Origin of the sequence: Gracilibacillus salitolerans (genome assembly GCF_009650095.1) — a bacterium.
In the GTDB taxonomy this organism is placed as follows: domain Bacteria; phylum Bacillota; class Bacilli; order Bacillales; family Amphibacillaceae; genus Gracilibacillus; species Gracilibacillus salitolerans.
This window is the reverse complement of record NZ_CP045915.1, coordinates 4,744,665-4,770,476: the sequence shown is the minus strand read 5'-3', so window position 1 is coordinate 4,770,476 and position 25,812 is coordinate 4,744,665. Positions and strand designations below refer to the sequence as shown.

The window sequence follows — 25,812 nt, the reverse complement described above, 5'->3', positions numbered from 1 at the left end:
TAGACGGAGGCATGCAAATGAGTAATGTTAGAATGACCTCAATACAAAATTGGTATTTCAAAACAGCAGGCGCAAATGATTGGAAATTAGCTACAGTTCCTGGTTGTGTACATACCGATTTGTTAAAACATGAGATGATACCAGATCCTTTTGTAGGTGAAAATGAGCTGGATTTGCAATGGGTTGATAAACAGGATTGGGAATATAAAACTACTATTTCTCTATCTGCAGAGTGGTTACAAGAAGAAAGAGTGGAACTTATATTTGAAGGTTTAGATACGTATGCAGATGTATATGTAAACGGTGAGAAGGTACTACAGGCAGACAATATGTTTAGAAGCTGGAAAGTAGATGTTAAATCATACCTGAAGATTGGCGAGAATCAATTACTCGTATATTTCCATTCGCCAATAAATCATGATATAGATAAGCCCGATCAATTGGGATATAACCTCCCAGCCGATAATGACCATTCTGAAGATGGGGGAGTTGGTCAGCAAAAATTAAGTGTGTTTGCTCGAAAGGCTCCCTATCATTATGGTTGGGACTGGGGGCCGCGCTTTGTAACAAGTGGTATTTGGAAGGGCGTTTATTTAGAAGCATGGTCTGGTGCTAAGCTAACAGATTTTCATATTCAACAACAAGCCGTATCATCTGAAAAAGCAGAAATCAATGCTGTTCTAGAAATAGAAGCAACAAAAGAAATCGAAGTAGCAATAGTTATTTCCGATCAACATGATTTGAATATAAAGAAGGCATGTAAACTAGCAAAAGGTTCCCAAGTAATAGAGATTCCGATATTGATTGAAAATCCTCAATTATGGTGGAGCAATGGTTTAGGTAAACCTTATTTATATTGTTTTCAAGCAGATTTAAAGTTAAATGAAAGAATAAAGCATACAAGCGTTGTAAAAACAGGACTTCGATCAATAAGTTTAGTAAGAGAAGATGATCAACATGGTCAGAGTTTCTATTTTGAGTTAAATGGTGTCCCTATATTTGCGAAAGGGGCCAATCATATTCCGAATGATAGTTTTCAAACGAGGACAACAAGAGAGGAATATGAGCATGACATCGCCACAGCAGCAGCTTCCAATATGAATATGCTTCGTGTATGGGGGGGTGGTATTTATGAATATGATATGTTTTATGAATTGTGTGATGAATACGGGATACTAGTTTGGCAAGACTTTATGTTTGCATGTAGTATGTATCCGGGCGATTCTTCTTTTATGAATAGTGTAAAAAAAGAAGCAATCGATAATGTGAAACGGTTACGAAATTACGCATGTATAGCACTATGGTGTGGGAATAATGAAATGGATGCAGCCTGGTCCCAATATGAAGAAAAAGCTGGCTGGGGCTGGAAACAACGGTATAATGCATCACAACGTAAAAAAATCTGGAAGGCGTACGATGAAGTTTTTCATCATCTATTACCTTCTATTGTGGAAGAATATGACCCGAATACGGATTATTGGCCAAGTTCCCCTATGAGAGAGCTATCGCATGATAAGAATCAGCATGCAACGTTTGATACAGTTGAAAAAGGTGATATTCACTATTGGGATGTTTGGCATGGGTTAAAACCGATTGAAGCCTATAAAGAAAAAGTTGGACGTTTTATGAGTGAGTATGGGTTTCAGTCTTTCCCAGAGAAAAAGACAGTCCTAACCTATGCGAAAGAAGAGGAATTAGCACTAGAATCAGATGTTATGTTACATCATCAGAAAAATGGTGCGGGAAATCGCCTGATTAAGAATTATATGGAAATGTACTATAAAAAACCGAAGGATTTTCCGTCGTTTCTACATCTTAGTCATATTTTGCAAGCAGATGCGATCAGGTCAGCGGTGGAAGCACATCGGTTAAATATGCCGTATTGTATGGGAACGCTATATTGGCAATTGAATGATTGTTGGCCAGTTGCTTCATGGTCGAGTATGGACTATTACGGTAGATGGAAAGCGTTACAGTATGTTATCAAAAATCGCTTTAAAACAACTGCATTAATAGTAGACCAAAAGGACGATAGCCTATCAGTGTATGTGGTATCCGATCAATTACAGGATCAAGAAGTACAGCTGTCTCTACATATCTATGATTTAAACGGTCAACCAATCTTTCAAGAAACGCAAGCTGTCTTTGTGAGACAAAATACTTCCACGGTAATCTATGAAACAGATATCCAATCGTTAGGAATCGCAGAAGAGAGTAATAATATTGTATTGTTTGCTCAATTAACGGTAAATGGAAACGTGATTGATAGTGTGGAGCATGTAATGGTAAAACCGAAAGATCTTGTATTGCAAGACCCACAGATACAACTTACGTATGTTGATGGCGGTATTGAATTAGAAAGTCAATCATTTGCAATGAATGTCTGGTTGGAAACAGATAAAGAGGGTTGTTTTGAAGATAATAACTTCTCCTTGATTCCAGGGATCAAAAAATATATTACTTATACGGATTCAGTGCGCCGAAATATACATTTTACGAAGACACAAGAGATTACAAATGTCAACGTTTCATCCATGTATGATTATATAGTGCAGTAGCTAAGGAAAAGGATGCATATTGGAATATGCATCCTTCCACTATAGTTACTCAAAAGATATTACTTACAAAATAGAAGAGGAGATATTATGGATTTTCCTGTTATTGCAAAAGAGTTTAGAAATGGGAACGTAGAAAATATCCATCAAGGTGTTGTTTGTGTAATAGATAAAAACAAAAAAGTAGTTTTTGAGAAAGGGGATATAACCCAACCTTTCTATTATCGTTCAGCTATGAAACCACTCCAAGCGATACCTGTATTCTCTAGTAATATAATAAATAAATATCAGCTGACAGGAGAGGAAGCAGCTCTTTTCACTGCATCACAAAGGGGAGAAGATTATCACGAAAAAGCATTATTAAGTTTAGCCGGAAAGTTGGGTATAGAAGAAAAACGACTAGTGTGTAATCAAAGTTATCCATTAAACGTAGCACCAAAAGAAAAATATATTGCATCTCATAAACCAAGAAGAAAATTACTGCATAACTGTGCAGGCAAACATTTAGGATTTCTAGCTTATACGAAGGAAAAAGGACTTAGCATGGATGATTACCATGAAATGTCTCATCCCATTCAGCAGGAAATTTTGGACTATGTATCTCTATTATCAGAAACTCCAAGAGATAAAATCATAACAGGTTTAGATGGATGTGGGGCACCTGTACATGCCATTCCGCTCCGAAACATGGCAATTTCTTATTTGAAATTTGCAGATAATTCTTTGATTAGTAATAAGCCATTGTGTGAGGTTGTTGATCAAATAACACAAAAAATGAATAGTTTTCCAAACATCGTTGCATCACATCAATTTATTTGTTCTGTTCTTTTAGAGGATCCCAATATTATCGCAAAAGGTGGTGCTCAAGGTGTTTATTGTCTAGCTTTAAAGAAAGAAAAAATCAGTATTGCCATAAAAGTATTAAGTGGGACAGAACATCTTTGGCCGCTACTTGTAGCAAAAATATTGAAGAAGCTTCCATACCATAATAAAGAAACGATTGATCGTTTATATGCTTTAAAAGATTCAAAGATAACCAATGACAGTGGGAAAATTGCAGGTCATACGGAGGTATATGTGTAAATCATTAAGGTATATCGTTTGGAGGGTGAGAGTGTGAGTAACTTAAGTTACAGGCAAGTTCATTTAGATTTTCATACAAGCGAATTTATTCCAGCAGTCGCTAGTCAATTTGATAAACAAGAATTTGCAAAAACATTAAAGGATTCATATGTTAATTCTATTACTTGCTTTGCCAGGTGTCATCATGGTTGGTTGTATTATCCATCAGAAAGAAGACCAGATTTAATCCATCCTCAATTACAAAATAAAAATTTGTTATTAGATCAAATAGAAGCATGTCATGAACAAGGTATTAAAATGCCTATCTATACAACAGTGCAATGGGATGGATATATTGCAAGAACACATCCAGAATGGCTGTGCATGGATGGTGAAGGAAATTTCATGAATACTCAGGAAGTACCGGAACCCCATTTTTATTATTCAATTTGTTTGAACAGTGGCTATCGGCAATATTTTAAAGAACACCTGGCAGATATAATACAAGTTGTTGGTGAAACAAAGATAGATGGCTTCTTTTTCGATATCTTATTTGAAGTAGATTGTCATTGTGACCGTTGTATCAAGCAAATGAAGTCCAGAGGCTACGATGTTAAACAAAAAGCAGAACGTATGAAGTACGCGTCTACCATGCTTCATGAATTTAGGCGTGAGATTACCACTTTTATACATCAACGAATACCTGAGGCAGGTGTATTTTATAACAGTTCACATATTGGTCCGAAAATAAAAGCTAGTTTAAATGACTATACCCATTTAGAGATAGAGTCTCTGCCAAGCGGTGGATGGGGGTATGATCACTTTCCATCAACTGTCCGGTATGCACGTATGTTAGGGAAAGATACTATTGGGATGACAGGTAAATTCCATACATATTGGGGAGATTTCCATTCCTTGAAAAATCAAGCAGCATTAGAATTTGAATGTTTCCAAATGTTTGCTTCAGGTGCAGGAATATCAATTGGAGATCAATTGCAGCCGAATGGGCAATTATCAACTGGGTCCTACAAATTAATTGGATCTGTTTTTGAAAAAGTGGCGAAGATGGAACCATATTGTAAAGAAGCAGTGAACTTATCAGAAATCGCAGTACTTACACCTGAAGAAACCGGTAATCCAGGTATTACTCCTTCTTTGATAGGAACCGTAAGAATGCTTCAAGAATTAACTTATCAATTTGATATTATCGATAGTAAGATGAATTTTGATGACTATCGGTTAATTATTTTGCCAGATCATATCAAGTATAGGGAAGAGCTAGAGGAAAAGTTAAAACAGTATCAAAAAAATGGTGGTAAAATTATCGCCTCATATCGTTCATTGACAAAACAAAAAAAAGAAGAAATTTCACTATTAGGTGTGAAATGGCTTGGAGATTCCCCTTATGATCGAGAATTTGTTTTACCTAATGAGCAGATAGGCAAGCAGTTAAATAAGGAAGAATATGTTATGTATAGTACTGGTTCATTCATCGAGGCGACAAAAGCAGATGTATTAATGGAAACGGTCAAACCTTATTTTAATCGTGAAGGTAAAACATTCTGCTCCCATCAACATGCTCCATCTTCAAAAGAAGTAGGACATCCAGCTGTCACCAAGTTAGAAAATGTCATTTATTTTTCTCATCCGATCTTTCATCTTTATCGACAAAAAGCACCAATGTGGTGTAAGCAAATGCTGAAAGATGCAATAGAAATTTTATTAGATAAAAAATTGATTACCCATAATGGTCCGAGCAGCTTATTAGCAACTATTCAACGAAATCCCCATAAAAAGATTGATGCTATTCATTTGTTGCATTATATAACAGAGAAAAAATCAGTTGACCTTTATACAATTGAGGAGCCGATCCCCTTGTATAATATCACCCTTAATGTGTGGGTAGATGATAAAAAGGTAGCTAACATTACAGGTATTTCTTCAGGTAAAGAAATCTCATTCACACAAGAAGGAAGCTATATTCAAATTCATGTGGATAAATTAGATGGCCATGAGTTGTGTGTTATCGAATATAGAAGTGAGGTTTGATCATGCAAGCTAACGTAAATTTCATTTGTGGAGAGAAAGATATCGCCTCATATCCGTTGCTGAAAAGTATAGAGCATTTTGCTTCGATTCATTTGGTATATGAGGACAGCCAAGCAGTATTTTTAGTAAGCCTTAACGATGAAGTGCATTCACATGAATCGATAAAAGTAATGGCCGGAAATCTAAGGAAAAAAGTAGAGGAATATCGAATCAATAAATTAGTGGTCTCGTTAGAATCACTCACTAATTATATTAGTTCCTTGCCAGCGGAAGATACGATGAAGGCCTTTTTTGAAGGTTGGCATTTAGCGAGTTATCGTTTTGAGCACTATAAATCAGATTCACAGAATTTAGATATCGATTTACTTTATGAAGAAGATTACAGAAAGCTAGAAGAAGAGACTTTAAAGGTAACAGAAGCAGTTTGTATTGCAAGGGATTTGTGTAATGAACCTGCAAGTAACTTAACACCTGCTACATACGGCCAAAAATTAATCGATATTTTTCAAGATACTATGGTTGATGTAACCATCCTTCACGAAGAAGACTTATGCGATCAAGGATTTTATGCAACTTATCATGTTGGTAAAGGTAGTGATGATTCCCCGGAAGTGGCACTTCTAACCTATCATAATCAAGGAAAAAATAAGATGGCGTTAGTTGGAAAAGGAGTAACGTTTGATGCAGGCGGAATCAATTTGAAACAAGCGAATGATATTGTCGATATGAAGATGGATATGGGTGGATCTGCAGCTGTTGCAGGAGCCATGAAATTAATAGAAAGTATGGAATTACCAGTTCATTTGACCGCTATTATCCCATTAGTTGAAAATATACCTAGTAGAACATCTTATTTACCATCAGATATTATTACCTATCAAAATGGTAAGACGGTAGAAGTTGGGAATACGGATGCTGAAGGTCGATTGATTTTAGCTGATGGATTGTTGTATGCTCAAAATCAAGGAGCGGATTGGATTGCTGATATAGCAACATTGACTGGCTCAATAGGTCATGCCTTAGGGTTAAAGATGGCAGGGTTGTTTAGTAATAAGCTAGAAAGCCTTACGGAATATGAGCGGATTAGTCAGGAGACTGGAGATCATATATGGCCGATGCCTATGGTAAAAGAATATGAAGGTCTCTTAAAAAGCGAAACTGCTGACATCAAAAATGTTGCGAGCACACCATTTGGTGGAGCAATAACAGCAGCTTCATTTCTTCATTCCTTTATTGAAAAAGATGTTAAGTGGTATCATATTGACATGGCTAATACAGTGAAACCATTCGAAATCAGTGGCTATTATGTAGAAGGTGCTAGCGGTTTTGGTGTCCGGTTGTTAACAGAACTCGTAAAGAAAGAAGTTGAATAGAATGTTAATGGAAGCAATTGTACAAAAAGTATGGGATGCATTAGAAGCAGAAAAAGTTGGTGTGGATCGCCTTGAGTTAGTATCTTCAATAGAACAAGGTGGACTGACACCGAATGTTCAAACCGTTAAAGAGATACTCGAACATGTTTCGCTTCCAGTTCAAGTAATGATTCGCCCACATGCTAAAAGCTTTTGTTATTCTGAACAGGATGTTGGAGTGATAAAGCAATCAATAGAAGAGATGATAGCGGTTGGTGCGAGCAATTTTGTCTTTGGTGCATTAAATAAAGATGGTACCGTGAATGAGCAATTGTTGGATGATATAATCATTGCTTATCCGAATGCTCGCTTTACATTTCATCGTGCATTTGATGATTCGCGTGATGTAATGGAAGCTTATCAAAGTTTGGTACGTTATTCTGGTAACATTGAACGGATCTTAACATCAGGTGGAAAAGAAGATGGTGTGGTAGGAAAAGCTGAACTTAAAATGCTTGTTGAACAATCAAGAAAAACCAATGGACCTGTTATTATGCCTGGTTCAGGGCTAAACGCAGAAAACTTTACATCCTTACATCCATATATTCAAGCAGCAGAGTATCATTTTGGAAGAGGAGTTCGATTGAACGGATCGTTTCAGGAGTCATTTGATCTTGAAAGCATTCAAATAATCAAGTCAACCCAAAAGAGCAGTTGAGATAACTATCATTTGCGGAGAAAAACTCATCTTAGAAGAATTTCCAGTTGGATCCGAACCCCTTGAATACCCTCATTTCACACTTCGTGAAATGTTTTTATTAAGAATGAGAAAGCCATCACTTCCTCATTCACATCGGTTTTGTTTTTGCTGCAACCGCGAGTATGGAAGCGTGACATGTATTTTTGCGATGGAAAAATCCCCTATAGATAGACTATTGAGAAGAACATCATAACATGCTCTCTTTTTTTAAAAGTCTAGCTAAAGGGGATAATAACAATACCCTCCATTTTATCACGTGCTAATCGTCCGTAAAAACCCTCACTGAGGGGAATTCTCACTTTATGGGTTTTTTACTGCGCTTTCGATGAAAAATAGAAGAAGTTTCTCTAAGAAGTATTCTAGAAATATTAAATATAGGGGGATATAGACGAAATTAATGTTTAATAATCACCTTTCCAAAGTGCGGTTGCTCCGCAAAATAACGGAAAGCATCATGTGCTTCTTGAAACGAGAATACTCGGTCGATCACCGGCTTTATTTGATTAACAGCAATTGCCTTATTCATAGCAGTCAATTGGGCACGGTTTCCTACTACAACACGATGCAAAGTGTAGATACTTGAAGATAAGACATTATTTCCGATCGCAACATCTTCTTCGGAGACCCTCCCTACCAAAGCAATACGACCTTCAAGTGTAATAGACTGAATGGACTTTTGAAGAGTTCCTGTGCCTCCTACCTCAATGATGCGGTTTACACCTTGACCTTCTGTTAAATCCCTAATGGCAATGTCCCAATTCGGTGTTTTTCGGTAATTTACTACTTCATCTGCTCCTAATTCCTTAAGGCGCTCAGCCTTTTGATCGCTCGATGTGGTTGAGATGACATGTGCTCCAAAAGCTTTGGCAAATTGAATAGCAAAGAGCGAGACGGATCCCGAACCTTGGGTAAGAACACTATGTCCTGCTAAAAGCGGCTCGCCGACAGTAATGGCATTCCAAGCAGCTAAAGCCGTACACGGCAGTGTTGCCGCTTCTTCAAAGGAAAGATGATCAGGAGCGTGGACAACTGCTTCTTCACTTAGTACTGCATATTCGGTTAGCATGCCATCTACCTCACTGCCAAGTTGTGCTGAAGTAGATCCATCAATAGAACCGTTAGTCCAGTGAGGAAAATAACTGGCTACTACCTTATCTCCAATCTGAAACCGTGTAACATTCGTCCCAATACCCGTAATTAAACCAGAACCATCAGATAGAGGAATTACCTCTGGCTTAACAGGAAAATGAAAATCTCCGTTTATAATCATAAGATCACGAGTATTGATAGAATTCGCTTTCATTCGTACAACAACTTCATCGGGTCCAGGCAAGGGTATTTCCTTTGTTTCAACTATCTTAAGTCCTGAAAGACCGTCACCGGCATTTACATGATAACTTTTCATATAATCGCTCCTCATTTTTTATAATAAGTTCAGCACTACCGACTTTGATTTGTGTCCTCACTGGGATCATCAAAGAATTGTTGCACTACTTGATCAATACGGTTAGGAGTTATATTTTCCTTGGTTTTATTGAACCCCTCTACCAGAGTTAATGAATGATCAAATAAAGTCTTGCGTCCAGACTCTAGTACCTTCATTAGGAAGTACCCCTTGTTAAATGGAGATTGTGGTGAATATTGAGCCTGATCACATGCAAATGTAAAATTATCCAGTGACCATTTTTTGGTATTGAAACGATACAGCATGAGCCACTTACTGCGTTCTTTCTTTTCTAGTACGAATGAATCCTCTACTTCCGGACATGCTCTTACTCTGTAAAAACCATCTACGTCAGAGATTTGCTGCCCTGTCAGCGGAATAGGTTTTCGTGGGGAATTACCTCCAAAGCCAACGTCTATAAGATAACGTTCATCATGTATTGTTACGAGGATGGCTGCATGTGTATCTGACTCCCCCCATTGGTCTCCTCTATAAATAGTTCCGGCAATTAAATGCGTATCGAATCCAATTTGTTTTAAGAATGAGTTGAAAAGGCCATTTAGTTCGTAACATAAGCCCCCTCGCTTTCGGATTACGATTTTTTCATAAATGTTCGTATCATCTAGTGATAATGGAATATTTCGCAAAACATCTAAGTTTTCAAAGGGAACCCTAGTTACCTGCTGATACTGAAGCATTTCCAAATAGGATTGTGATACTTGAGGTGTTTTTGAAACCTGGATACGCTCCAAATAAGACGTTATATTCATTTACTCATCTCCTAGTAATTTTGCATCTTATAAAATTTAGAATGTTTCATTAAACTTTTTAATGCGCTCAATTTCCTTCTTGACCCACTCAATATCAGTCATAGTTACATGCTTGCGATGATCAAATAGACGCAATATTTGTATGCGTTTTTTCTCAGGAATTTGTTTTTTAGAAATGATTAGTGATTCAGAAGATATAACATCCTTCAAAATATATTGCAGGTATTCCAAATAGTGCTGTAAACATTCGAGTTGAAGATCTTGTGTTACATATTGGAAGTATGTCAGCTTAAAATGAAAAATAAGCTCAGTATCCGTGTTATACTCAAGCGGTTTCTTCATCAATTCCAGGAAATGTTCATTTCCGTTTTCTGTTATTTCATATATCTTTCGAGGTCTTCCATTTTCCGGATTTTCTTTATGGTGACTGATTCTTCCGTTTTTCACTAGACGTGAGATAAGGGGATATAACGTTCCAGAACTAATTTTTCTGATAGGACCTACAGTGTTTTTTAGGATCGTTTGTAACTCATATCCATGTTTAGGTTCAGTTTTTAACTCTCCTAATACAAATAATTCGTACATCATTAACCTCCTTGTAATGCATTTTGTCTAATATATCGCAAAGATATATCGTTACGACATATTATATGTCGTATTAATTTAAATTGCAACAAAAAAGAGTTAGGGCAGAAGTTGAAAATTTTAGTTTGAATCATGAAAATAAAACCGCATGAAATCAAATTGTAAACAGTTTGATTTCATGCGGTTTATACATTTTAGTAGAGTTTTTATCAATACTACTGGTAACATTAATAGAAGTTGGTTTTGACATACGGTTAGGCACTAGAAATTATATGTTTAATACGTTGCTGCCCAGTTAGCCGTCATTGCTGGATAGTGAGAGTCCATCCACCTTCTTTAAATATAACTTCTAATTTCCAAATACTCAATTATCTCAGCTACTGCTTCGTCAACAGATTTATTTTCTGTATCGATCACTAACTCCGGTTGCTCCGGCTCTTCATATGGCGCATCAATACCAGTAAATCCTTTAATTTCACCTGCACGTGCTTTTTGGTAAAGTCCTTTAGGATCACGCGCTTCACAGCTTTCCAGGCTACATTTTACATATACTTCGATAAAATCTCCATCAGCTAAAAGATTTCTGACATTATCACGGTCTTCACGATATGGTGAAATAAAAGCGGTAAGTGTGATTAAACCTGCATCATTTAATAATTTAGCTACTTCGCCAATACGTCTAATATTTTCTTTGCGGTCTTCTGGGCTAAATCCTAAATTATTGTTTAGTCCGTGACGGATATTATCACCATCTAAGCGATAGGAGCGAATGCCTTTTTCAAACAGTGCCTTTTCCAGTTCCACCGTAATCGTGGATTTACCTGACCCTGAGAGTCCGGTGAACCATAATACCGGACTTTGATGGTCATTTTGCCTGCTACGATCCTGTTTGGATACCACTGAATCATGCCATACGATGTTTTTGGATTGTGTCATGCGTTTGAACCCCTTTGTAATCCTTTAATTAATACTTCAGCCACTTCTGGTCTTGAAAATTGTCGAGGCAAGGCTTCACCATTGCGAAGCTTTTCTCTTACTTTTGTTCCACTTAGATGGACATGCTCGGATTTATCATGCGGACATGTTTTCTGTGTAGCCATGTTCTCGCATTTTTGACAAAAGAAAGCATGCTCGAATTTGAAAATTTGAATACCAAGCTCTGCTTCATATTGCGAGATTAATTCCTGTGCTTCATACGTACCATAATAATCACCGACACCTGCATGATCACGACCGACAATGAAATGCGTACAGCCATAATTTTTACGGACGATGGCATGTAAAATCGCCTCGCGTGGTCCCGCATAACGCATTGCAGCTGGATAAATAACAAGACGTGTACGATCTTTCGGATAATAATGCTTCAGAATTACCTGATAGCTTTCCATGCGAATATCTGCTGGAATATCATCGGATTTTGTTTCTCCGACCAACGGATTCAGTAATAGACCATCAACAGATTCCAATGCACTTTTTTGAATATATTCATGGGCGCGATGGACAGGGTTTCTTGTTTGGAAACCAACTACCGTTTTCCAGCCTAAATCCTGAAAAAGTTGTCTTGTTTCTGAAGGATCGAGATGAAATTCCTTAAATTGATCATGTGTAGGTCGATTTAGTAAGGTGATAGGTCCAGCTAAATAGACATTGCCTTTTTCATAAAGTTTTTTGACACCAGGGTGTGCATCTTCTGTTGTACCATAAACAGATTGTGCCTCTTTTACTTTGTCATAGGTGTACTTCTCCTCTAAATCCAGTGTTCCGTAAAGAATCCCATCTTCGCCGTAAAGTGCAATCTTTTCACCGATGTCTAAGTTGTCTGCTTCCGCTTCTGTTACTGCTAGTGTAATTGGAATACTCCAAACCGTACCATCTGCCAGATGTACATTTTCAACTACTTCTAGATAGTCTTTTTTACCGAGGAAACCGGTAAGTGGACTAAATCCGCCGATGCCTATCAGTTCCAAGTCTGAAATACTCCATGCATTGATTGTCAATGTTTTAAAAGCTTCCGCCTCTTTTAACAATTTTTCTCGCTCTGCACCTTTTATTTCACGATTGATTAAAGTACCACCATGTGCTTCAATCGTTTCTTGTATTTGTTCTTTAATCGCTACCATTATAAAACCCCTTTCGTATCACGGTGGAAGTTTTGTCCGTCGTACACTTCATCTACATAGCCTTTACGCACGACAAAGTCCCCGAAATGTTCTTTATCTAAGCGATTACTCGCAAAGTCATTGAAAATTTCTTTCAAGATTGCCAGAATATCTTCTTCACCAATATTTTCACGATAAAGCTGATTTAATCGGTCCCCAATGAAGCTTCCTCCAAGATATAGATTGTATTTACCTGGTGCTTTACCGATAAAGGCTATTTCAGCTAAGGCAGGGCGTGAACAACCATTTGGACATCCAGACATTCGGATCACAATCTCTTCATCTTGTATACCTTCTGCAGCTAAAAGACCTTCAATTTTGTCGATAAGTGATGGTAAATAGCGTTCGGATTCGGCCATTGCTAATCCACAAGTAGGCAGCGCCACACAAGCAATCGAATTCTGACGCAAGCCGGAATATTGTTTCCCATCTGTGATTCCATACATTTCGATGATATCGTTAATTTTTTTCTTTTTCTGTGCTGTAACATTAGCGATTACTAGATTCTGATTTGGTGTTAAGCGAAAATCGCCAGTATGAATATGAGCAATTTCACGAAGAGCTGTCAGCAATTTATAATCATCAGCATCTTTTACTCTTCCATTTTCGACAAATAGGGTTAGATGCCATCTGTTTTTCCCTTTTACCCAACCAAATCTGTCACCATTATGGTCAAAATGATAGTCTTTCGCTTCCTTAAGTTCCCAGCCTAGACGATCAGCAAGCTCATGTTTAAACCAATCAAGACCATGGTGGTCGATCGTATATTTAAATCTAGCATTCTTGCGGTCAGATCGATTTCCGTAATCCCGTTGAATCGTGACGATTTTTTCAGCAACATCAATTACATCTTCTTTATCACAGTATCCAGCAATTTTCCCTAACTGTGGGTAGGTATTCGTATTACCATGCGTTGATCCCATACCCCCACCAACTACGACATTAAATCCTTTAACTTGATTGTCTTCTATAATAGCAATGAAACCGAGATCTTGAGAAAAAACATCGACATCATTAGAAGGAGGTGCAGCAATACCAATTTTAAATTTCCTTGGCAAATACGTTTTGCCGTAAATTGGCTCTTCTTCCTCTTTAGAATCGATAATTTTTTCTTGATCTAACCATATTTCATGATAGGCACCTGTTTTTGGTGAAAGGTGATCACTGATTTTTTGAGCCCAATCCTGAATTTCTTGATGAATTTCAGACTGATAAGGATTCGGGTTACACATGACATTACGATTGACATCTCCACATGCGGCAATCGTTGTCATTAACGCTTCATTGATTGTTTTAATTGTGTCTTTTAAATTCCATTTTAATATCCCGTGTAGCTGAAAAGCTTGGCGAGTAGTCAGTTTTATCGTATGATCTCCATATTTTTGTGCCAAGTCATCGGTTGCAAGCCACTGCTTCGGTGTTGCGACACCTCCAGGAATAGCAACACGGAGCATAAATTGATAGGCGGGCTCCAGTTTTTGTCTTCGTCGCTCATCCCGGATATCGCGATCATCCTGTTGATAACTTCCGTGGAATTTCAGCAATTTAGTATCATCATCTGATATCGATGCGGTAATTGGGTCTTGTAACCCTTCTTGAATCGTTCCCCTTAAAAAACGGCTCTCTACTTTTAATTTTTCCATCGGGTCTAATTTATTTGGATCGTTTACCATTTTTGTTCCCCCTTAATACACATCACGTTGATATCTTTTTTCCTGTTTTAATTTATTGACGTACTCTGTTGCAGCTTCTTTGCTAAGGTTTCCTTCTTGACTAATAATTGTAATTAAAGCTTCATGAACATCCTTTGCCATTCGTTTTTCATCGCCGCAAACATAAAGATGTGCACCAGCTTCAATCCATTCGAATAATTCTTTAGCCTTCTCTTGCATGCGATGTTGTACATATATCTTTTCATCACTATCTCTGGAGAAGGCGACGTCCATTTTAGCTAGGTAACCTTGCTTTAACCAATTTTGCCAATCAACTTGATACAAAAAGTCAGTGCGGAAATGCTGGTCACCAAAGAAGAGCCATGTTTTCCCTTTCAATTCAAGTTCTTCTCGTTCTTCGATATAGCCTCTAAACGGTGCTACACCAGTACCAGGGCCAATCATGATGACTGGTGTTTCTTCATCCATTGGAAACTTGAAGTTCGGATTTTTGTGTACGTAGGCATTGAGCTGATCACCTGGTTTAATTCTGTCAGCAATTTCCCCTGTGCATACGCCACATCGATCACGACCATGTGTATGATACCTTACAGTTGCCAATGTTAAATGAACTTCATCAGGATTTGCTTGATAACTACTAGCAATCGAATATTGTCTTGCAGGGATTTTTCTTAAAAAGTGCATAATGGATGTTGGATCCAGTTGTTTTGGTGGATAGTCAATAATCAAATCTAATAAATCACGACCATCGATATAGGCTTTTACTTTTTCGGGATCTTTTACTAATTCTTGAAGTTTTTCATGATTAAAATAAGTGCTAGCTTTTTCCAATAAGCCTTTCGTAATTCTCGTAATCTCAAAAATGGAGGTTAGAGCTTCCTGTACGGAGCGAATTTCCCCTTGTTTATTAATTGGTATCGTCTGTTCTGGATTCCATTTAAGCTCTTCAATCATCGCTTGAACCAGCGCTGGGTCATTCTTTGGATAAATTGCTAAACAATCTCCAGGTTCATAACTGAGGTTAGAGCCTTCCAAAGAAATTTCGATGTGTCTTGTTTCTTTATTTGATCCTTTACCACTAAGAACGAAGTTATCTAATACTTCAGCAGAATAAGGATTGCTTTTAGAATAAATCGGTTGTTCTGCAGGTGATGGTTGAGTGTCGACAGTTTCTGCGTTGTTTCCGGCATCTTTTTTCAGAATACCGATTACCTCTGAAATCCATTCGTCGGCAAGTTCTTCGTAATCGACATCACAGTCAACACGTGGATGAATTCTAGTCGCCCCCAATTCCTCTAAACGTTTATCAAAATCCTTACCAGTCTGACAGAAGTGTTCATAAGACTCATCACCAAGTGACAAAACAGAAAACTTAACATGTTCGAGTTTTGGAGCCTTGCGTCCGTGTAAAAATTCATGGAATTGAATCGCGTTGTCAGGCGGATCCCCTTCACCATGAGTTGCTGTAATAATGAGTAAATCTTCTGCTTCTTTTAGTTTCTTCGGTTTAAAGTCATCCATGGCAGAAACTGTTACGTCTCTTTGAATGTCCTTTACTTGCTTGGATAGCTGTTCTGCTAGTTCTTGACTATTACCAGTTTCCGATCCGTATAAAATAGTGACGGTTCGGGTTTTAACCTGTGCAGGTGCTGGCTGTTCAACAGTTGTAACGTTTTGTGATGATTGAGAAGCGGCCAAGTATCCAGCAAGCCAATTTTTTTGTGCGTCTGTCAGTGTTGGTAGAATTTGATTTAATATTTCCGTTTGTTTTTCATCAAACGGACTGTTTACTACTTGTAATGTCAACATCTTCACCTCTTTTAATTAATCCGATAGATTTACTTGAGTTTGGCAATAAAAAAATGATTACTTCGTTGATTGTGGAGTAGCATGTAATCCACATTCAGTTTTCTGAAAGTTGGCCCATCGTCCTGAACGTTCGTCATCAGCATCTGTAACTTGTGTAGTACATGGTATACAACCGATGCTAGGATAATTTTGATCATGCAGCTTGTTATAAGGTAATTGATGTTGCTCAATATATTCCCACACATCATCCCAGGACCAATAAATTAATGGGCAAATTTTAATCGATTGGAAACGGTCATCTTTGTTAATAAAGTTGGTGTTCGCTCTCGTCGGAGATTGCGACCGTCTTAACCCTGAAATCCAGGCGGTTGCTCCACTCAGTGCGTCTTCCAATGGCTTTACTTTTCTAATGTAACAACATTGATCAGGATTCCTGCTCCACAACGCTGATCCATGTTGTTCTCGTTGTTCATCAACAGTGAGCGAAGGCTTCTGCATCACGATATCTAATGACGGATAACGTTCCTTGACCTCATCAATCAGGTCATATGTTTCTTGAAAATGCAAGCCAGTATCTAAAAATACTAATCTAGCATCTGGTTGGACAGTTGCAATCAGGTCAATTAGAACCATACTTTCTGCTCCAAAACTACAGGCATAGACTAACGAATTACCATACGTTTGATAAGCCCATTCAAGGATTTTTAGAGCGCCTTTTGTAGGATCGTGTTGGTCGGGAGTCTCATTGTTCAACGGGCTGTCATAAAAATTTTCATAAGTCAGCATTTGTTGCTTCCTCCTCATTAAAAAAACCTTCTTATCATTTGATAAGAAGGTAAGCAATGTGTAATCATTCCTTCTTATCTTTCGGGTTCAGTTTATGCTGTCCCGCAGGATTTGGCACAGTGTTATCTTTCTAACCTGTTGCCGAGGATTCACAGGGCCTGCCCCTCCACCTCTCTGGATAAGAATTCCATTTATTGTCCGTTTAATAACATAGTATACTTGAATAATGAAAAAGTCAATGAATTTATTGTAAAAATTGTAAAAAATAATACCAAGTAACTAGGGATTACTTGGTATAGGTACTATTACTGATGTAATATATCTTCCACTTTCGCAATGGTTTCCTTAGAGAGAGTTACACCAGACGCTTTTGCGTTTTCTTCGATCTGTTCTGGTTTACTTGCGCCGATAAGGGCACTAGATACATTGTCTTGACGTAAAATCCAGGCAATCGATAATTGAGCTAATGACAAGTTTTCGTTAGCAGCAATCCCTTTTAAGGCTTCGACACGTTCTAAGTTCTGCTCTGTTAAAACACGAGATAAATCTAAGTTTTTTTGAGCGGCACGACTATCTTCAGGAATAGCTTCTCCTTTTTTGTATTTTCCTGTTAATACACCTTGGGCGAGAGGGGAGAAGACAATCTGACCAATGCCATGCTTCTCGCTTACGGGGATAACTTCATTTTCAATATAGCGATGAAGCATGCTGTAGTTTGGTTGATTCACGACAATGCGGTCTAACAGTTTTTGGTCAGCAAGATGAACAGCTTCTGTCATTTGCTCGGCAGTCCATTCACTGACACCGATATATAACACTTTTCCTTGGCGAATAAGATCATCCAATGCACGCAACGTTTCCTCTAATGGTGTGTCAGGGTGGTAGCGGTGACAATAATAAACATCGACATAATCGAGTCCTAACCGCTGCAAGCTCGCATCACACTGCTCCATAATATGTTTACGGGAAAGGCCTTGATCATTTGGTCCATCTCCCATTTTTCCAAATACTTTTGTAGCAAGTACATAAGAGCTGCGTGGATATTTCCGTAATGCTTTCCCTACAATTTTTTCTGCTTCTCCACGCATATAAACATTGGCTGTATCAAAAAAATTAATGCCGAGATCATAGGCTTTATCAATGGAAGCTTCTGCATTCTTTTCCTCGACATAGCCACCATATGTAAGCCAGCTGCCCAAACTAATTTCGCTTACTTTCAGACCGGTTTTTCCTAAATGACGATATTCCATCGTTTGTAACCTCCTATTGTTAAGCGTTTACATTATTATAAAAGAACTAGAGAGGAGAAGCGAATGATCTGTTTGTGAGAGAACGCAATTTGCTGGAGATGGGGTGTCTTGAAAAAAACGCTTTTGGCGTATGCTTCCTAGTTTGATACATCTCATTTTGAAATAGTTTCATGCAATTGCTGTGCTTCATTACAAAAATAAAAAAAGCATACACTCCATTCCTTTTAATTGGAACGAGTGTATACTTCTTGTACAACATTATGAAGAAAAAATAGTTTTATCAGCGAAGAATAATTTAGATAACACCTTGTGCGATCATAGCATCGGCAACTTTGATGAAACCGGCAATGTTTGCACCAACAACAAGGTTACCAGGCTGGCCATATTCTTCTGCAGCTTCTACACTGTTTTTATAAATGTTAGCCATGATTTCTTGCAGCTTTTCGTCGACTTCTTCAAATTTCCAGGAAAGACGTGCGCTGTTTTGTGCCATTTCTAATGCAGATACGGCTACACCACCAGCATTTGCTGCTTTTGCAGGGCCAAACAATACATTATTCTCTAAGAATACATCAATTGCTTCTAGCGTTGAAGGCATGTTCGCACCTTCACCAACTGCTTTTACACCATTTGATAGCAGCGTTTTCGCAGCATCTTCATTTAACTCGTTTTGTGTTGCACATGGAAGGGCAATGTCACAAGGGATGTTCCAAATGCCTTCAAAACCAGCAGTATACTCTGCTTCAGGATGTTCGTTCACGTATTCTTTAATACGTTTTCTTTCTACTTCTTTTAGGCGTTTTACTGTTGCCAGATTAATACCATTTTTGTCATATATATAACCACTTGAATCACTACATGCTACTACTTTAGCACCTAACTCAGTTGCTTTATCAATAGCATATGTAGAAACATTACCAGAACCAGAAACAACAACTGTTTTCCCTTCGAAGCTGTCGCCTTTGCCTTTTAACATTTCTTGCACGAAGTAAACTGTTCCATATCCAGTCGCTTCTGTACGTGCTAGGCTTCCGCCGAAATTAAGGCCTTTACCAGTTAGTACACCAGCTTCATAGCCGCCACGCATTTTTTTGTATTGACCGAATAAGTAACCAACTTCACGTGCGCCTACACCGATATCCCCAGCAGGAACGTCTGTGTCAGGACCGATGTGTTTAGAAAGTTCACTCATGAAGCTTTGGCAGAATCGCATAATTTCGCCATCGGATTTACCTTTCGGATCAAAGTCAGATCCACCTTTACCACCACCGATAGGTTGTCCGGTCAAAGAGTTTTTGAAAATCTGTTCAAACCCTAAGAATTTAATAATACTAGCGTTTACAGATGGGTGGAAACGAAGACCACCTTTGTATGGACCAATGGCACTGTTGAATTGTACACGAAAACCACGGTTAACTTGTACTTTTCCTTCATCGTCAACCCATGGTACACGGAAAGATACTATTCTTTCAGGTTCAACGATTCTTTCCAGAATATTGTGCTCCATGTATACGGGCTGTTTTTCGAATACAGGAACTAAGGAATCAAATATTTCCTTTACCGCTTGATGGAATTCATTTTCGCTTGGGTTACGCTTTTTGACCGTTTCGAAAACGTCATTTACGTAATTTTGAGCAACTTGGTTTGCATTTGTCATATCTTATTTGTTCTCTCCTTATCTTTGTTTATTTTTATCACGGTGACAATCGTCCATAAGCCCCCTTCTAAACTTGGAAAAACTAATGAAAGCATACATGGGAATAACGGACGATAGCACCCTGATAAGTTTCGCTACCCATCAGTGGGGGGCCACTGATGGAATCTCACTTTAATATATAGTTAAAGCATAAGCGTGACACCAATTTTTTTTCTATCTGTTTTATTTTGTACTATCATAAAGTATAAAATGTAAATGTTGATAGTATAAAAAACGAAGGCTTTCGCCAGTACTTGGTGATAAGCCAAGTTTGTCTTTATCTAATTATTTTGAAAATAACTCGTTAATGTAAAGTGTATTATACCAAATCGATCTAAACAATGCTCAGGTGAGATGCAAATGATATCATTTTGAGATAGGTTGTGTTAGCGTATTCAGTTTTTTGTCAGAAGGAACAAAATAAAGAATGATCATACCGATAACAAATAAGACAATAAGACTTAGAATGCCTGCGTTCGACCGACCGGTAATTTGCGCAGTTGCCCCTAAAAGCAGTGGTCCAGTAATCGAAGCAAACTTTCCGAAAATATTATAAAAACCAAAAAATTCGTTGGCGTTTTTCTTGGGAATCAGTTTGGCAAAATAGGAGCGGCTCAATGCCTGAATTCCACCTTGTGAAGAAGCAACGAGCATGGCGAGAACCCAGAAATCAAATGCTGTTTCTAGAAAATATCCATAAATACAAACAATGATATAAATGAAAATTCCAATATATAACATGCTTTTAGCAGAAAATCGGTTAGCTAATTTACCATATATTATGGAGAAAGGGGCGGCTACCACTTGTGTGACAAGTAAAACTACCAGTAATACAGTTGAACTAAGACCGACATCTGTTCCATAGGCTGTGGACATCGAAATAATTGTGCCGACCCCGTCTATATAGAAAAAATAAGCGATTAAAAAAATAGTTAAGTATTTATATTCCTTTACATGTTTGATGGTGAGAAATAACCTTTTGAAACTTTGGCGTACGGGTTGCGGATCGCGCTCTATAAAATGTATTTGCTTCACATTTTTAATCATTGGTAGGGCGAAAGTTACCCACCATATACAAGTAATCAGAAACGCAATTTTACTTGCTGTTGTGCTACTAATATGTAGAATACCCTGTTGAGCTAATAATATTATGGCAATACTGATTACAAAAGGAATGGCGCTACCGATATAACCAAGTCCAAAGCCGCGGGCAGATACTTGGTTCATTCGTTTATCATCGGTGACATCCACTAGGAAACCATCGTAAAAAACATTTGCCCCTGTAGAGCCGAGCGATGCTAATGTAAAGAAAATCAGTAAGAGTAACCATTGACCTTCCGGTACAAAAATAAGAGCAAAAGTGGAAAAAACCCCCATCCCCATAAAGCTTAAAAAGAATTTCTTTTTTAGTCCTTCGTAATCTGCAAGTGTTCCTAAAACCGGTCCAAGCATAGCCAAAATAAAGGTGAAAACAGCAATGGTGTAACCGAGATATGCAGTAGAATCTGCTCCTGAAATACCTGCGCTGGTGGCTTGTGCCTTGTAATAAATAGGAAAAATAGCCGTGGTGATAATAACCGAAAATGCAGAGCTTCCCCAATCGTAAAACATCCAACTATTTTCTTGCTTCGTAAACTTTTTCATATATTCACCCATCCTTTTCCTTTTATTTTACTAGAATAGACAAAGAAACACACATATGTACTTATCAAAATTTACAGAAGTTTAATATTGCTCAGAAACGGGTACATTAAAACCAGCACTACATTAAATGGAAAGGATGATGATAATGTATAAAGCTATTCAGGCGTTTTTCAAAACGGAAGATGATGCAGAAACAGTAAGAGCAGAGCTCAATAAATTGAAAACAAATGATATTCGAGTTGACCATTTACCAGACGCAGATCGAACGTTATTATTAACTCCATTGGCATATTCAGGTAACAACACTTCAGGTATGGGTGCTGGTGGAGGCATTGTAGCTGCATTTACAACGAATGATAACGGTGAAACGATCAACGATGATACACCTAGAGAACATACGATTGAATGTGAAGTAGCGAAAGATGATTACCCGGAGGCACTAAAAATTATTATGGAAAATGACGGTTACATGGATAAAAATGCATTTGAAGGATAAGTAAATGAAAGCAAAGGTTGTCCAACCTTTGCTTTCATTTAGGTGATAATCCGGGTCTGAATATGATGCAAAAAAATTTTGTTGACATTCTTGTATATACAAGTTACTATGAAAACGCAATCACTTGTATATACAAGAATATAATTCATCGAGGAGGAAGGGCATTGAGCAAGTTTACAGATCCAGCTAAAGAATTGTTGGATAAAGTCGGCGGTAGTGAAAATATCTCAGTTGTTACACATTGTGCGACGAGAATGCGATTTGTATTAAATGATCCAGACAAAGCGGATGTTGATGCAATTGATGATATGGATATAGTTAAAGGAACATTTACGCAGGCAGGTCAGTTTCAAGTTATTGTTGGAAATGAAGTGGCTTCTTTTTATAATGAATTTACCAAAATAGCAGGAGTAGGAGATACTTCTAAAGAAGATGCAAAAGAAGCAGCCAAGCAAAATATGAATATTGTACAACGTCTAGTAGCACATTTAGCTGATATCTTTACACCAATTATCCCTGCATTAGTTGTTGGTGGACTTATTTTAGGTTTTCGTAATGTAATCGGTGAAATTGATATGGTGAATAACGGGACGATGACTTTAGCGGAATCATCTCAGTTTTGGCAAGGATTATATGATTTTCTATGGTTAATAGCTGAAGCGATATTCCACTTCTTACCTGTTGCGATTACTTGGTCTATTTCACGTAAGATGGGTACCACACAAGTATTAGGTATTATATTAGGTATTACATTAGTTTCTCCGCAACTGCTCAATGCGTATGGAGTGCCGGGTGCTGAAGATATTCCGGTATGGGACTTCGGTTTTGCACAAATTGATATGATTGGTTATCAAGCACAAGTTATTCCGGCTATATTAGCTGGTTTCGTATTAGCTTATTTAGAGATTTGGTTGCGTAAAGTAATTCCACAAGTAGTATCGATGATTTTTGTGCCATTTTTTGCTTTAATCCCAGCTGTATTAGTGGCACATGTAGTATTAGGTCCAATCGGTTGGGAAATTGGTTCTTGGATTTCGAATGTTGTGTATAGCGGTTTAACTTCTGCATTTGGTTGGTTATTTGCAGCTGTATTTGGTTTTGCATACGCGCCTTTAGTGATCACTGGTTTACACCATATGACAAATGCGATTGACTTACAGCTTATGAGTGAATTTGACGGAACAAATCTCTGGCCAATGATTGCATTATCCAATATTGCACAAGGTTCGGCGGTTGTTGCCATGATCTACTTAAACCGTAAAGACAAGAAAGAACAACAAGTATCTGTTCCAGCAGCAATCTCCTGTTATTTAGGTGTAACTGAACCAGCATTATTTGGTATTAACTTACGTTATCTCTTTCCGTTTATTGCAGGTATGACGGGTTCTGCAATCGCAGCAGTAGTATCAGTTGGGTCTGGCGTTATGGCGAATTCCATTGGTGTAGGTGGTATACCAGGTATTCTTTCGATTCAAGTGCCACATATGCTTATGTTTACCATAGCGATGCTGATAGCAATTGTAGTGCCATTTATTTTAACAGTTATTCTGGCAAGAACAAAAATGGGTAAAGACGCATACGATCGCCTAGGAAAAACAAGACCATAAAAAGAGGGGGGAAACTCCTCTTTTTGTGGTCAGTGTAAAAATGGTGAACATGGCCAAAAACTGTCCAATAACTTACCTGGGAATTTGCTTTCTTCCATTCTGATTTGTTGGTTTGTAAAAACATACGCTCCGGCAGAATACTCCGATTTCCATAGGCACGGCATTAGCCTCCTCTGAAAGCAACGTTCGCTTTCCTACGGGGTCTTCGGAAATGTGCTGTTCCCCCGGAAAGGGAGTATTTTTCTGCAGCGACGAATTAGCACTCAACTTCAGAAGAATAGAAGAAAGCCACACTAAACAGAATTTTCATTACTTCGCAGTTTTTATCTAGTACGAATGCGGATTGAGAGTTTTTTATACTAGTTAAAAAGCGAAATGCACGTACTATAAATATTCAACACAGATTAACAGGAGGGTGTAATATATGGACGAGAAATGGTGGCAAAAATCTGTTGTCTATCAAATATATCCGAAAAGCTTTAATGATACGACAGGTAACGGTGTTGGGGATATCCAAGGTATTATTGAAAAATTGGATTATCTGAAAAAATTAGGTGTTGACGTTATTTGGCTGACACCTATTTACGCATCGCCACAAAAAGATAATGGATACGATATATCTGACTACTATGCCATTCACCCTGAATACGGCACAATGGAAGACTTTGAAAAATTATTAGATGAAGCACACCATCGAGAAGTTAAAATTATCATGGATATTGTTGTGAATCATACTTCTACAGACCATCAATGGTTCAAAGAATCAAGGCGTTCAAAAGATAATCCGTATCGAAACTATTATATTTGGAAAGAAACAGAAGCCAATATTCCACCAACCAATTGGCAATCGAAGTTCGGCGGTTCTGCCTGGGAATTGGATGAAGGTGCCGGCGAGTATTATTTGCATTTATTTGACGTTACACAAGCAGACTTAAATTGGGAAAACGAAGCAGTGCGGGACGATGTATACAAAATGATGAATTTTTGGCTTGATAAAGGAGTAGACGGATTTCGTTTAGATGTTATTAATTTGATATCAAAGGACCAACGTTTTCCCGATGATGATGGCAGCGTGCCTCCCGGAGACGGAAGAAAGTTTTATACGGATGGTCCGAGAGTACATGAATTCTTACATGAAATGAATCAACAGGTTTTTAAGAACCGTGAAACGATGACCGTTGGGGAAATGTCTTCCACAACGATAAAAGATTGCACCCAATATTCCAACCCAAAAAGCGAAGAATTAGATATGACTTTCAACTTCCATCATTTAAAAGTCGATTACCCCAATGGTGAAAAATGGACAAAAGCACCATTTGACTTCTTAGAGTTAAAGCAAATCCTCTCCAAATGGCAAATAGGAATGCAACAAGGTGGAGGCTGGAATGCTTTGTTTTGGTGTAATCATGACCAGCCAAGAGCTGTGTCACGATTTGGGGATGATACAAATTATCACAATAAATCAGCAAGAATGTTAGCAACGACGATTCATTTAATGCAAGGGACACCTTATATTTATCAAGGTGAAGAGTTTGGTATGACAAACCCTGGATTTGATAACATCGAACAATATCGTGATGTAGAATCGATTAATATGTATAATATGAAAAAAGAAGAAGGTATGTCGGAAGAAGACATTATTGCGATCTTAAAAGAAAAATCACGTGATAATTCCCGGACACCAGTACAATGGCATGACGGAGAAAATGCAGGATTTACAGAAGGAACACCATGGATTGGCCTACCAGATAATTTTGCGACTATTAATGCTGAACAAGCTATAGCGGATAAAGAATCTATTTTTTATCATTATCAAACATTAATTCAAATGAGAAAAGAGTATCAAGTAATAACAGAGGGAAGTTATCGGTTAATTTTACCGGATGATCTTGCTATTTTCACTTATGTACGAGAAAATGATCAAGAAAGCATGCTAGTAGTAAACAATTTTTATGCTGAGGAAGTAACGTTAAAATTACCAGAAGAAGTGAAAGAGCAATTTGAAAGTGGAGAGGTTATTCTTTCTAATTATCAGCAACCTCCTACGCAATTGGAGAATGTCACGTTGCGTCCTTATGAATCATTTGTGTACTATATTAAGTAATAGATGGGGAT

At 37.9% G+C, this 25,812-nt stretch carries 19 protein-coding genes and 1 riboswitch; of the genes, 8 read left to right on the top strand and 11 right to left on the bottom strand.

Annotated elements, in window-relative coordinates:
- The first annotated feature begins 17 nt into the window (after positions 1-17).
- The 5 genes from GI584_RS22320 (at position 18) to GI584_RS22300 (ending at position 7,736) form a co-directional block, all read left to right on the top strand.
- Positions 18-2,558, top strand: coding sequence for a beta-mannosidase (locus tag GI584_RS22320; protein WP_153792670.1), 2,541 nt, complete (start codon positions 18-20; stop codon positions 2,556-2,558).
- An 87-nt stretch (positions 2,559-2,645) separates the two neighbouring features.
- Positions 2,646-3,638, top strand: coding sequence for an asparaginase (locus tag GI584_RS22315; protein WP_153792669.1), 993 nt, complete (start codon positions 2,646-2,648; stop codon positions 3,636-3,638).
- A gap of 33 nt (positions 3,639-3,671) precedes the next feature.
- Entirely contained in the window at positions 3,672-5,666 is a 1,995-nt protein-coding gene (locus tag GI584_RS22310) for an alpha-amylase family protein (RefSeq protein ID WP_153792668.1), read from the top strand.
- 2 nt (positions 5,667-5,668) lie between these two features.
- Positions 5,669-7,039 carry a leucyl aminopeptidase family protein gene (locus GI584_RS22305; protein WP_153792667.1) on the top strand — a complete coding sequence of 457 codons (1,371 nt, stop codon included), beginning with the start codon at positions 5,669-5,671 and terminating at the stop codon, positions 7,037-7,039.
- A gap of 1 nt (position 7,040) precedes the next feature.
- On the top strand, positions 7,041-7,736 hold the full coding sequence (locus GI584_RS22300) for a copper homeostasis protein CutC (protein WP_153792666.1): 696 nt from the start codon (positions 7,041-7,043) through the stop codon (positions 7,734-7,736).
- A gap of 436 nt (positions 7,737-8,172) precedes the next feature.
- Here GI584_RS22300 and GI584_RS22295 read toward each other — a convergent pair whose 3' ends face one another.
- From GI584_RS22295 to GI584_RS22245, 11 genes are all read right to left on the bottom strand, one after another.
- Positions 8,173-9,183: a zinc-dependent alcohol dehydrogenase family protein gene (locus tag GI584_RS22295; protein ID WP_153792665.1), complete on the bottom strand. Its 1,011-nt coding sequence runs from the start codon at positions 9,181-9,183 to the stop codon at positions 8,173-8,175.
- Between the two features lie 35 nt (positions 9,184-9,218).
- Positions 9,219-9,992, bottom strand: coding sequence for an arylamine N-acetyltransferase family protein (locus tag GI584_RS22290; protein WP_100358697.1), 774 nt, complete (start codon positions 9,990-9,992; stop codon positions 9,219-9,221).
- Between the two features lie 36 nt (positions 9,993-10,028).
- Complete coding sequence (locus GI584_RS22285) at positions 10,029-10,577, bottom strand: PadR family transcriptional regulator (protein ID WP_153792664.1); 549 nt, start codon at positions 10,575-10,577, stop codon at positions 10,029-10,031.
- Between the two features lie 336 nt (positions 10,578-10,913).
- On the bottom strand, positions 10,914-11,513 hold the full coding sequence (gene cysC, locus GI584_RS22280) for an adenylyl-sulfate kinase (protein ID WP_100358699.1): 600 nt from the start codon (positions 11,511-11,513) through the stop codon (positions 10,914-10,916).
- The gene (gene sat / locus GI584_RS22275; RefSeq protein ID WP_100358700.1) at positions 11,510-12,697 is read right to left on the bottom strand and encodes a sulfate adenylyltransferase; all 1,188 of its coding nucleotides are present in this window, start codon (positions 12,695-12,697) and stop codon (positions 11,510-11,512) included. The genes cysC and sat overlap by 4 nt, the downstream gene beginning before the upstream one ends.
- Positions 12,697-14,409 (bottom strand): assimilatory sulfite reductase (NADPH) hemoprotein subunit, encoded by a 1,713-nt coding sequence (gene cysI, locus GI584_RS22270; protein WP_153792663.1) that lies wholly within the window; start codon positions 14,407-14,409, stop codon positions 12,697-12,699. The genes sat and cysI overlap by 1 nt, the downstream gene beginning before the upstream one ends.
- 12 nt (positions 14,410-14,421) lie before the next feature.
- Positions 14,422-16,215: an assimilatory sulfite reductase (NADPH) flavoprotein subunit gene (locus GI584_RS22265; protein ID WP_153792662.1), complete on the bottom strand. Its 1,794-nt coding sequence runs from the start codon at positions 16,213-16,215 to the stop codon at positions 14,422-14,424.
- 60 nt (positions 16,216-16,275) lie between these two features.
- Positions 16,276-17,004: a phosphoadenylyl-sulfate reductase gene (locus GI584_RS22260; RefSeq protein WP_100358702.1), complete on the bottom strand. Its 729-nt coding sequence runs from the start codon at positions 17,002-17,004 to the stop codon at positions 16,276-16,278.
- A 71-nt stretch (positions 17,005-17,075) separates the two neighbouring features.
- Positions 17,076-17,189, bottom strand: a riboswitch (SAM riboswitch).
- Between the two features lie 120 nt (positions 17,190-17,309).
- Positions 17,310-18,254, bottom strand: a complete 945-nt coding sequence (locus tag GI584_RS22255; RefSeq protein ID WP_153792661.1) for an aldo/keto reductase family protein — start codon at positions 18,252-18,254, stop codon at positions 17,310-17,312.
- Between the two features lie 295 nt (positions 18,255-18,549).
- Entirely contained in the window at positions 18,550-19,911 is a 1,362-nt protein-coding gene (gdhA, locus tag GI584_RS22250; RefSeq protein WP_153792660.1) for an NADP-specific glutamate dehydrogenase, read from the bottom strand.
- A 405-nt stretch (positions 19,912-20,316) separates the two neighbouring features.
- The gene (locus GI584_RS22245) at positions 20,317-21,594 is read right to left on the bottom strand and encodes an MFS transporter (RefSeq protein WP_153792659.1); all 1,278 of its coding nucleotides are present in this window, start codon (positions 21,592-21,594) and stop codon (positions 20,317-20,319) included.
- Positions 21,595-21,739: 145 nt separating this feature from the next.
- Here GI584_RS22245 and GI584_RS22240 point away from each other — a divergent pair, with 145 nt between their 5' ends.
- The 3 genes from GI584_RS22240 to treC all read left to right on the top strand — a co-directional run bounded on the left by GI584_RS22240 (position 21,740) and on the right by treC (position 25,801).
- The gene (locus GI584_RS22240) at positions 21,740-22,090 is read left to right on the top strand and encodes a hypothetical protein (RefSeq protein ID WP_153792658.1); all 351 of its coding nucleotides are present in this window, start codon (positions 21,740-21,742) and stop codon (positions 22,088-22,090) included.
- A gap of 164 nt (positions 22,091-22,254) precedes the next feature.
- The gene (gene treP / locus GI584_RS22235; RefSeq protein WP_100358707.1) at positions 22,255-23,697 is read left to right on the top strand and encodes a PTS system trehalose-specific EIIBC component; all 1,443 of its coding nucleotides are present in this window, start codon (positions 22,255-22,257) and stop codon (positions 23,695-23,697) included.
- A gap of 424 nt (positions 23,698-24,121) precedes the next feature.
- Positions 24,122-25,801 carry an alpha,alpha-phosphotrehalase gene (treC, locus tag GI584_RS22230; RefSeq protein WP_153792657.1) on the top strand — a complete coding sequence of 560 codons (1,680 nt, stop codon included), beginning with the start codon at positions 24,122-24,124 and terminating at the stop codon, positions 25,799-25,801.
- Positions 25,802-25,812: the final 11 nt, after the last annotated feature.

What these genes read in the sequence shown, in the direction of transcription:
- GI584_RS22320 (WP_153792670.1), top strand. Translation starts at nt 18, where the DNA reads ATGAGTAATGTTAGAATGACCTCAATACAAAATTGGTATTTCAAAACA.
- GI584_RS22315 (WP_153792669.1), top strand. Translation starts at nt 2,646, where the DNA reads ATGGATTTTCCTGTTATTGCAAAAGAGTTTAGAAATGGGAACGTAGAA.
- GI584_RS22305 (WP_153792667.1), top strand. Translation starts at nt 5,669, where the DNA reads ATGCAAGCTAACGTAAATTTCATTTGTGGAGAGAAAGATATCGCCTCA.
- GI584_RS22300 (WP_153792666.1), top strand. Translation starts at nt 7,041, where the DNA reads ATGTTAATGGAAGCAATTGTACAAAAAGTATGGGATGCATTAGAAGCA.
- GI584_RS22295 (WP_153792665.1), bottom strand. Translation starts at nt 9,183, where the DNA reads ATGAAAAGTTATCATGTAAATGCCGGTGACGGTCTTTCAGGACTTAAG.
- GI584_RS22290 (WP_100358697.1), bottom strand. Translation starts at nt 9,992, where the DNA reads ATGAATATAACGTCTTATTTGGAGCGTATCCAGGTTTCAAAAACACCT.
- GI584_RS22285 (WP_153792664.1), bottom strand. Translation starts at nt 10,577, where the DNA reads ATGTACGAATTATTTGTATTAGGAGAGTTAAAAACTGAACCTAAACAT.
- cysC (WP_100358699.1), bottom strand. Translation starts at nt 11,513, where the DNA reads ATGACACAATCCAAAAACATCGTATGGCATGATTCAGTGGTATCCAAA.
- sat (WP_100358700.1), bottom strand. Translation starts at nt 12,697, where the DNA reads ATGGTAGCGATTAAAGAACAAATACAAGAAACGATTGAAGCACATGGT.
- cysI (WP_153792663.1), bottom strand. Translation starts at nt 14,409, where the DNA reads ATGGTAAACGATCCAAATAAATTAGACCCGATGGAAAAATTAAAAGTA.
- GI584_RS22260 (WP_100358702.1), bottom strand. Translation starts at nt 17,004, where the DNA reads ATGCTGACTTATGAAAATTTTTATGACAGCCCGTTGAACAATGAGACT.
- GI584_RS22255 (WP_153792661.1), bottom strand. Translation starts at nt 18,254, where the DNA reads ATGGAATATCGTCATTTAGGAAAAACCGGTCTGAAAGTAAGCGAAATT.
- gdhA (WP_153792660.1), bottom strand. Translation starts at nt 19,911, where the DNA reads ATGACAAATGCAAACCAAGTTGCTCAAAATTACGTAAATGACGTTTTC.
- GI584_RS22245 (WP_153792659.1), bottom strand. Translation starts at nt 21,594, where the DNA reads ATGAAAAAGTTTACGAAGCAAGAAAATAGTTGGATGTTTTACGATTGG.
- GI584_RS22240 (WP_153792658.1), top strand. Translation starts at nt 21,740, where the DNA reads ATGTATAAAGCTATTCAGGCGTTTTTCAAAACGGAAGATGATGCAGAA.
- treC (WP_153792657.1), top strand. Translation starts at nt 24,122, where the DNA reads ATGGACGAGAAATGGTGGCAAAAATCTGTTGTCTATCAAATATATCCG.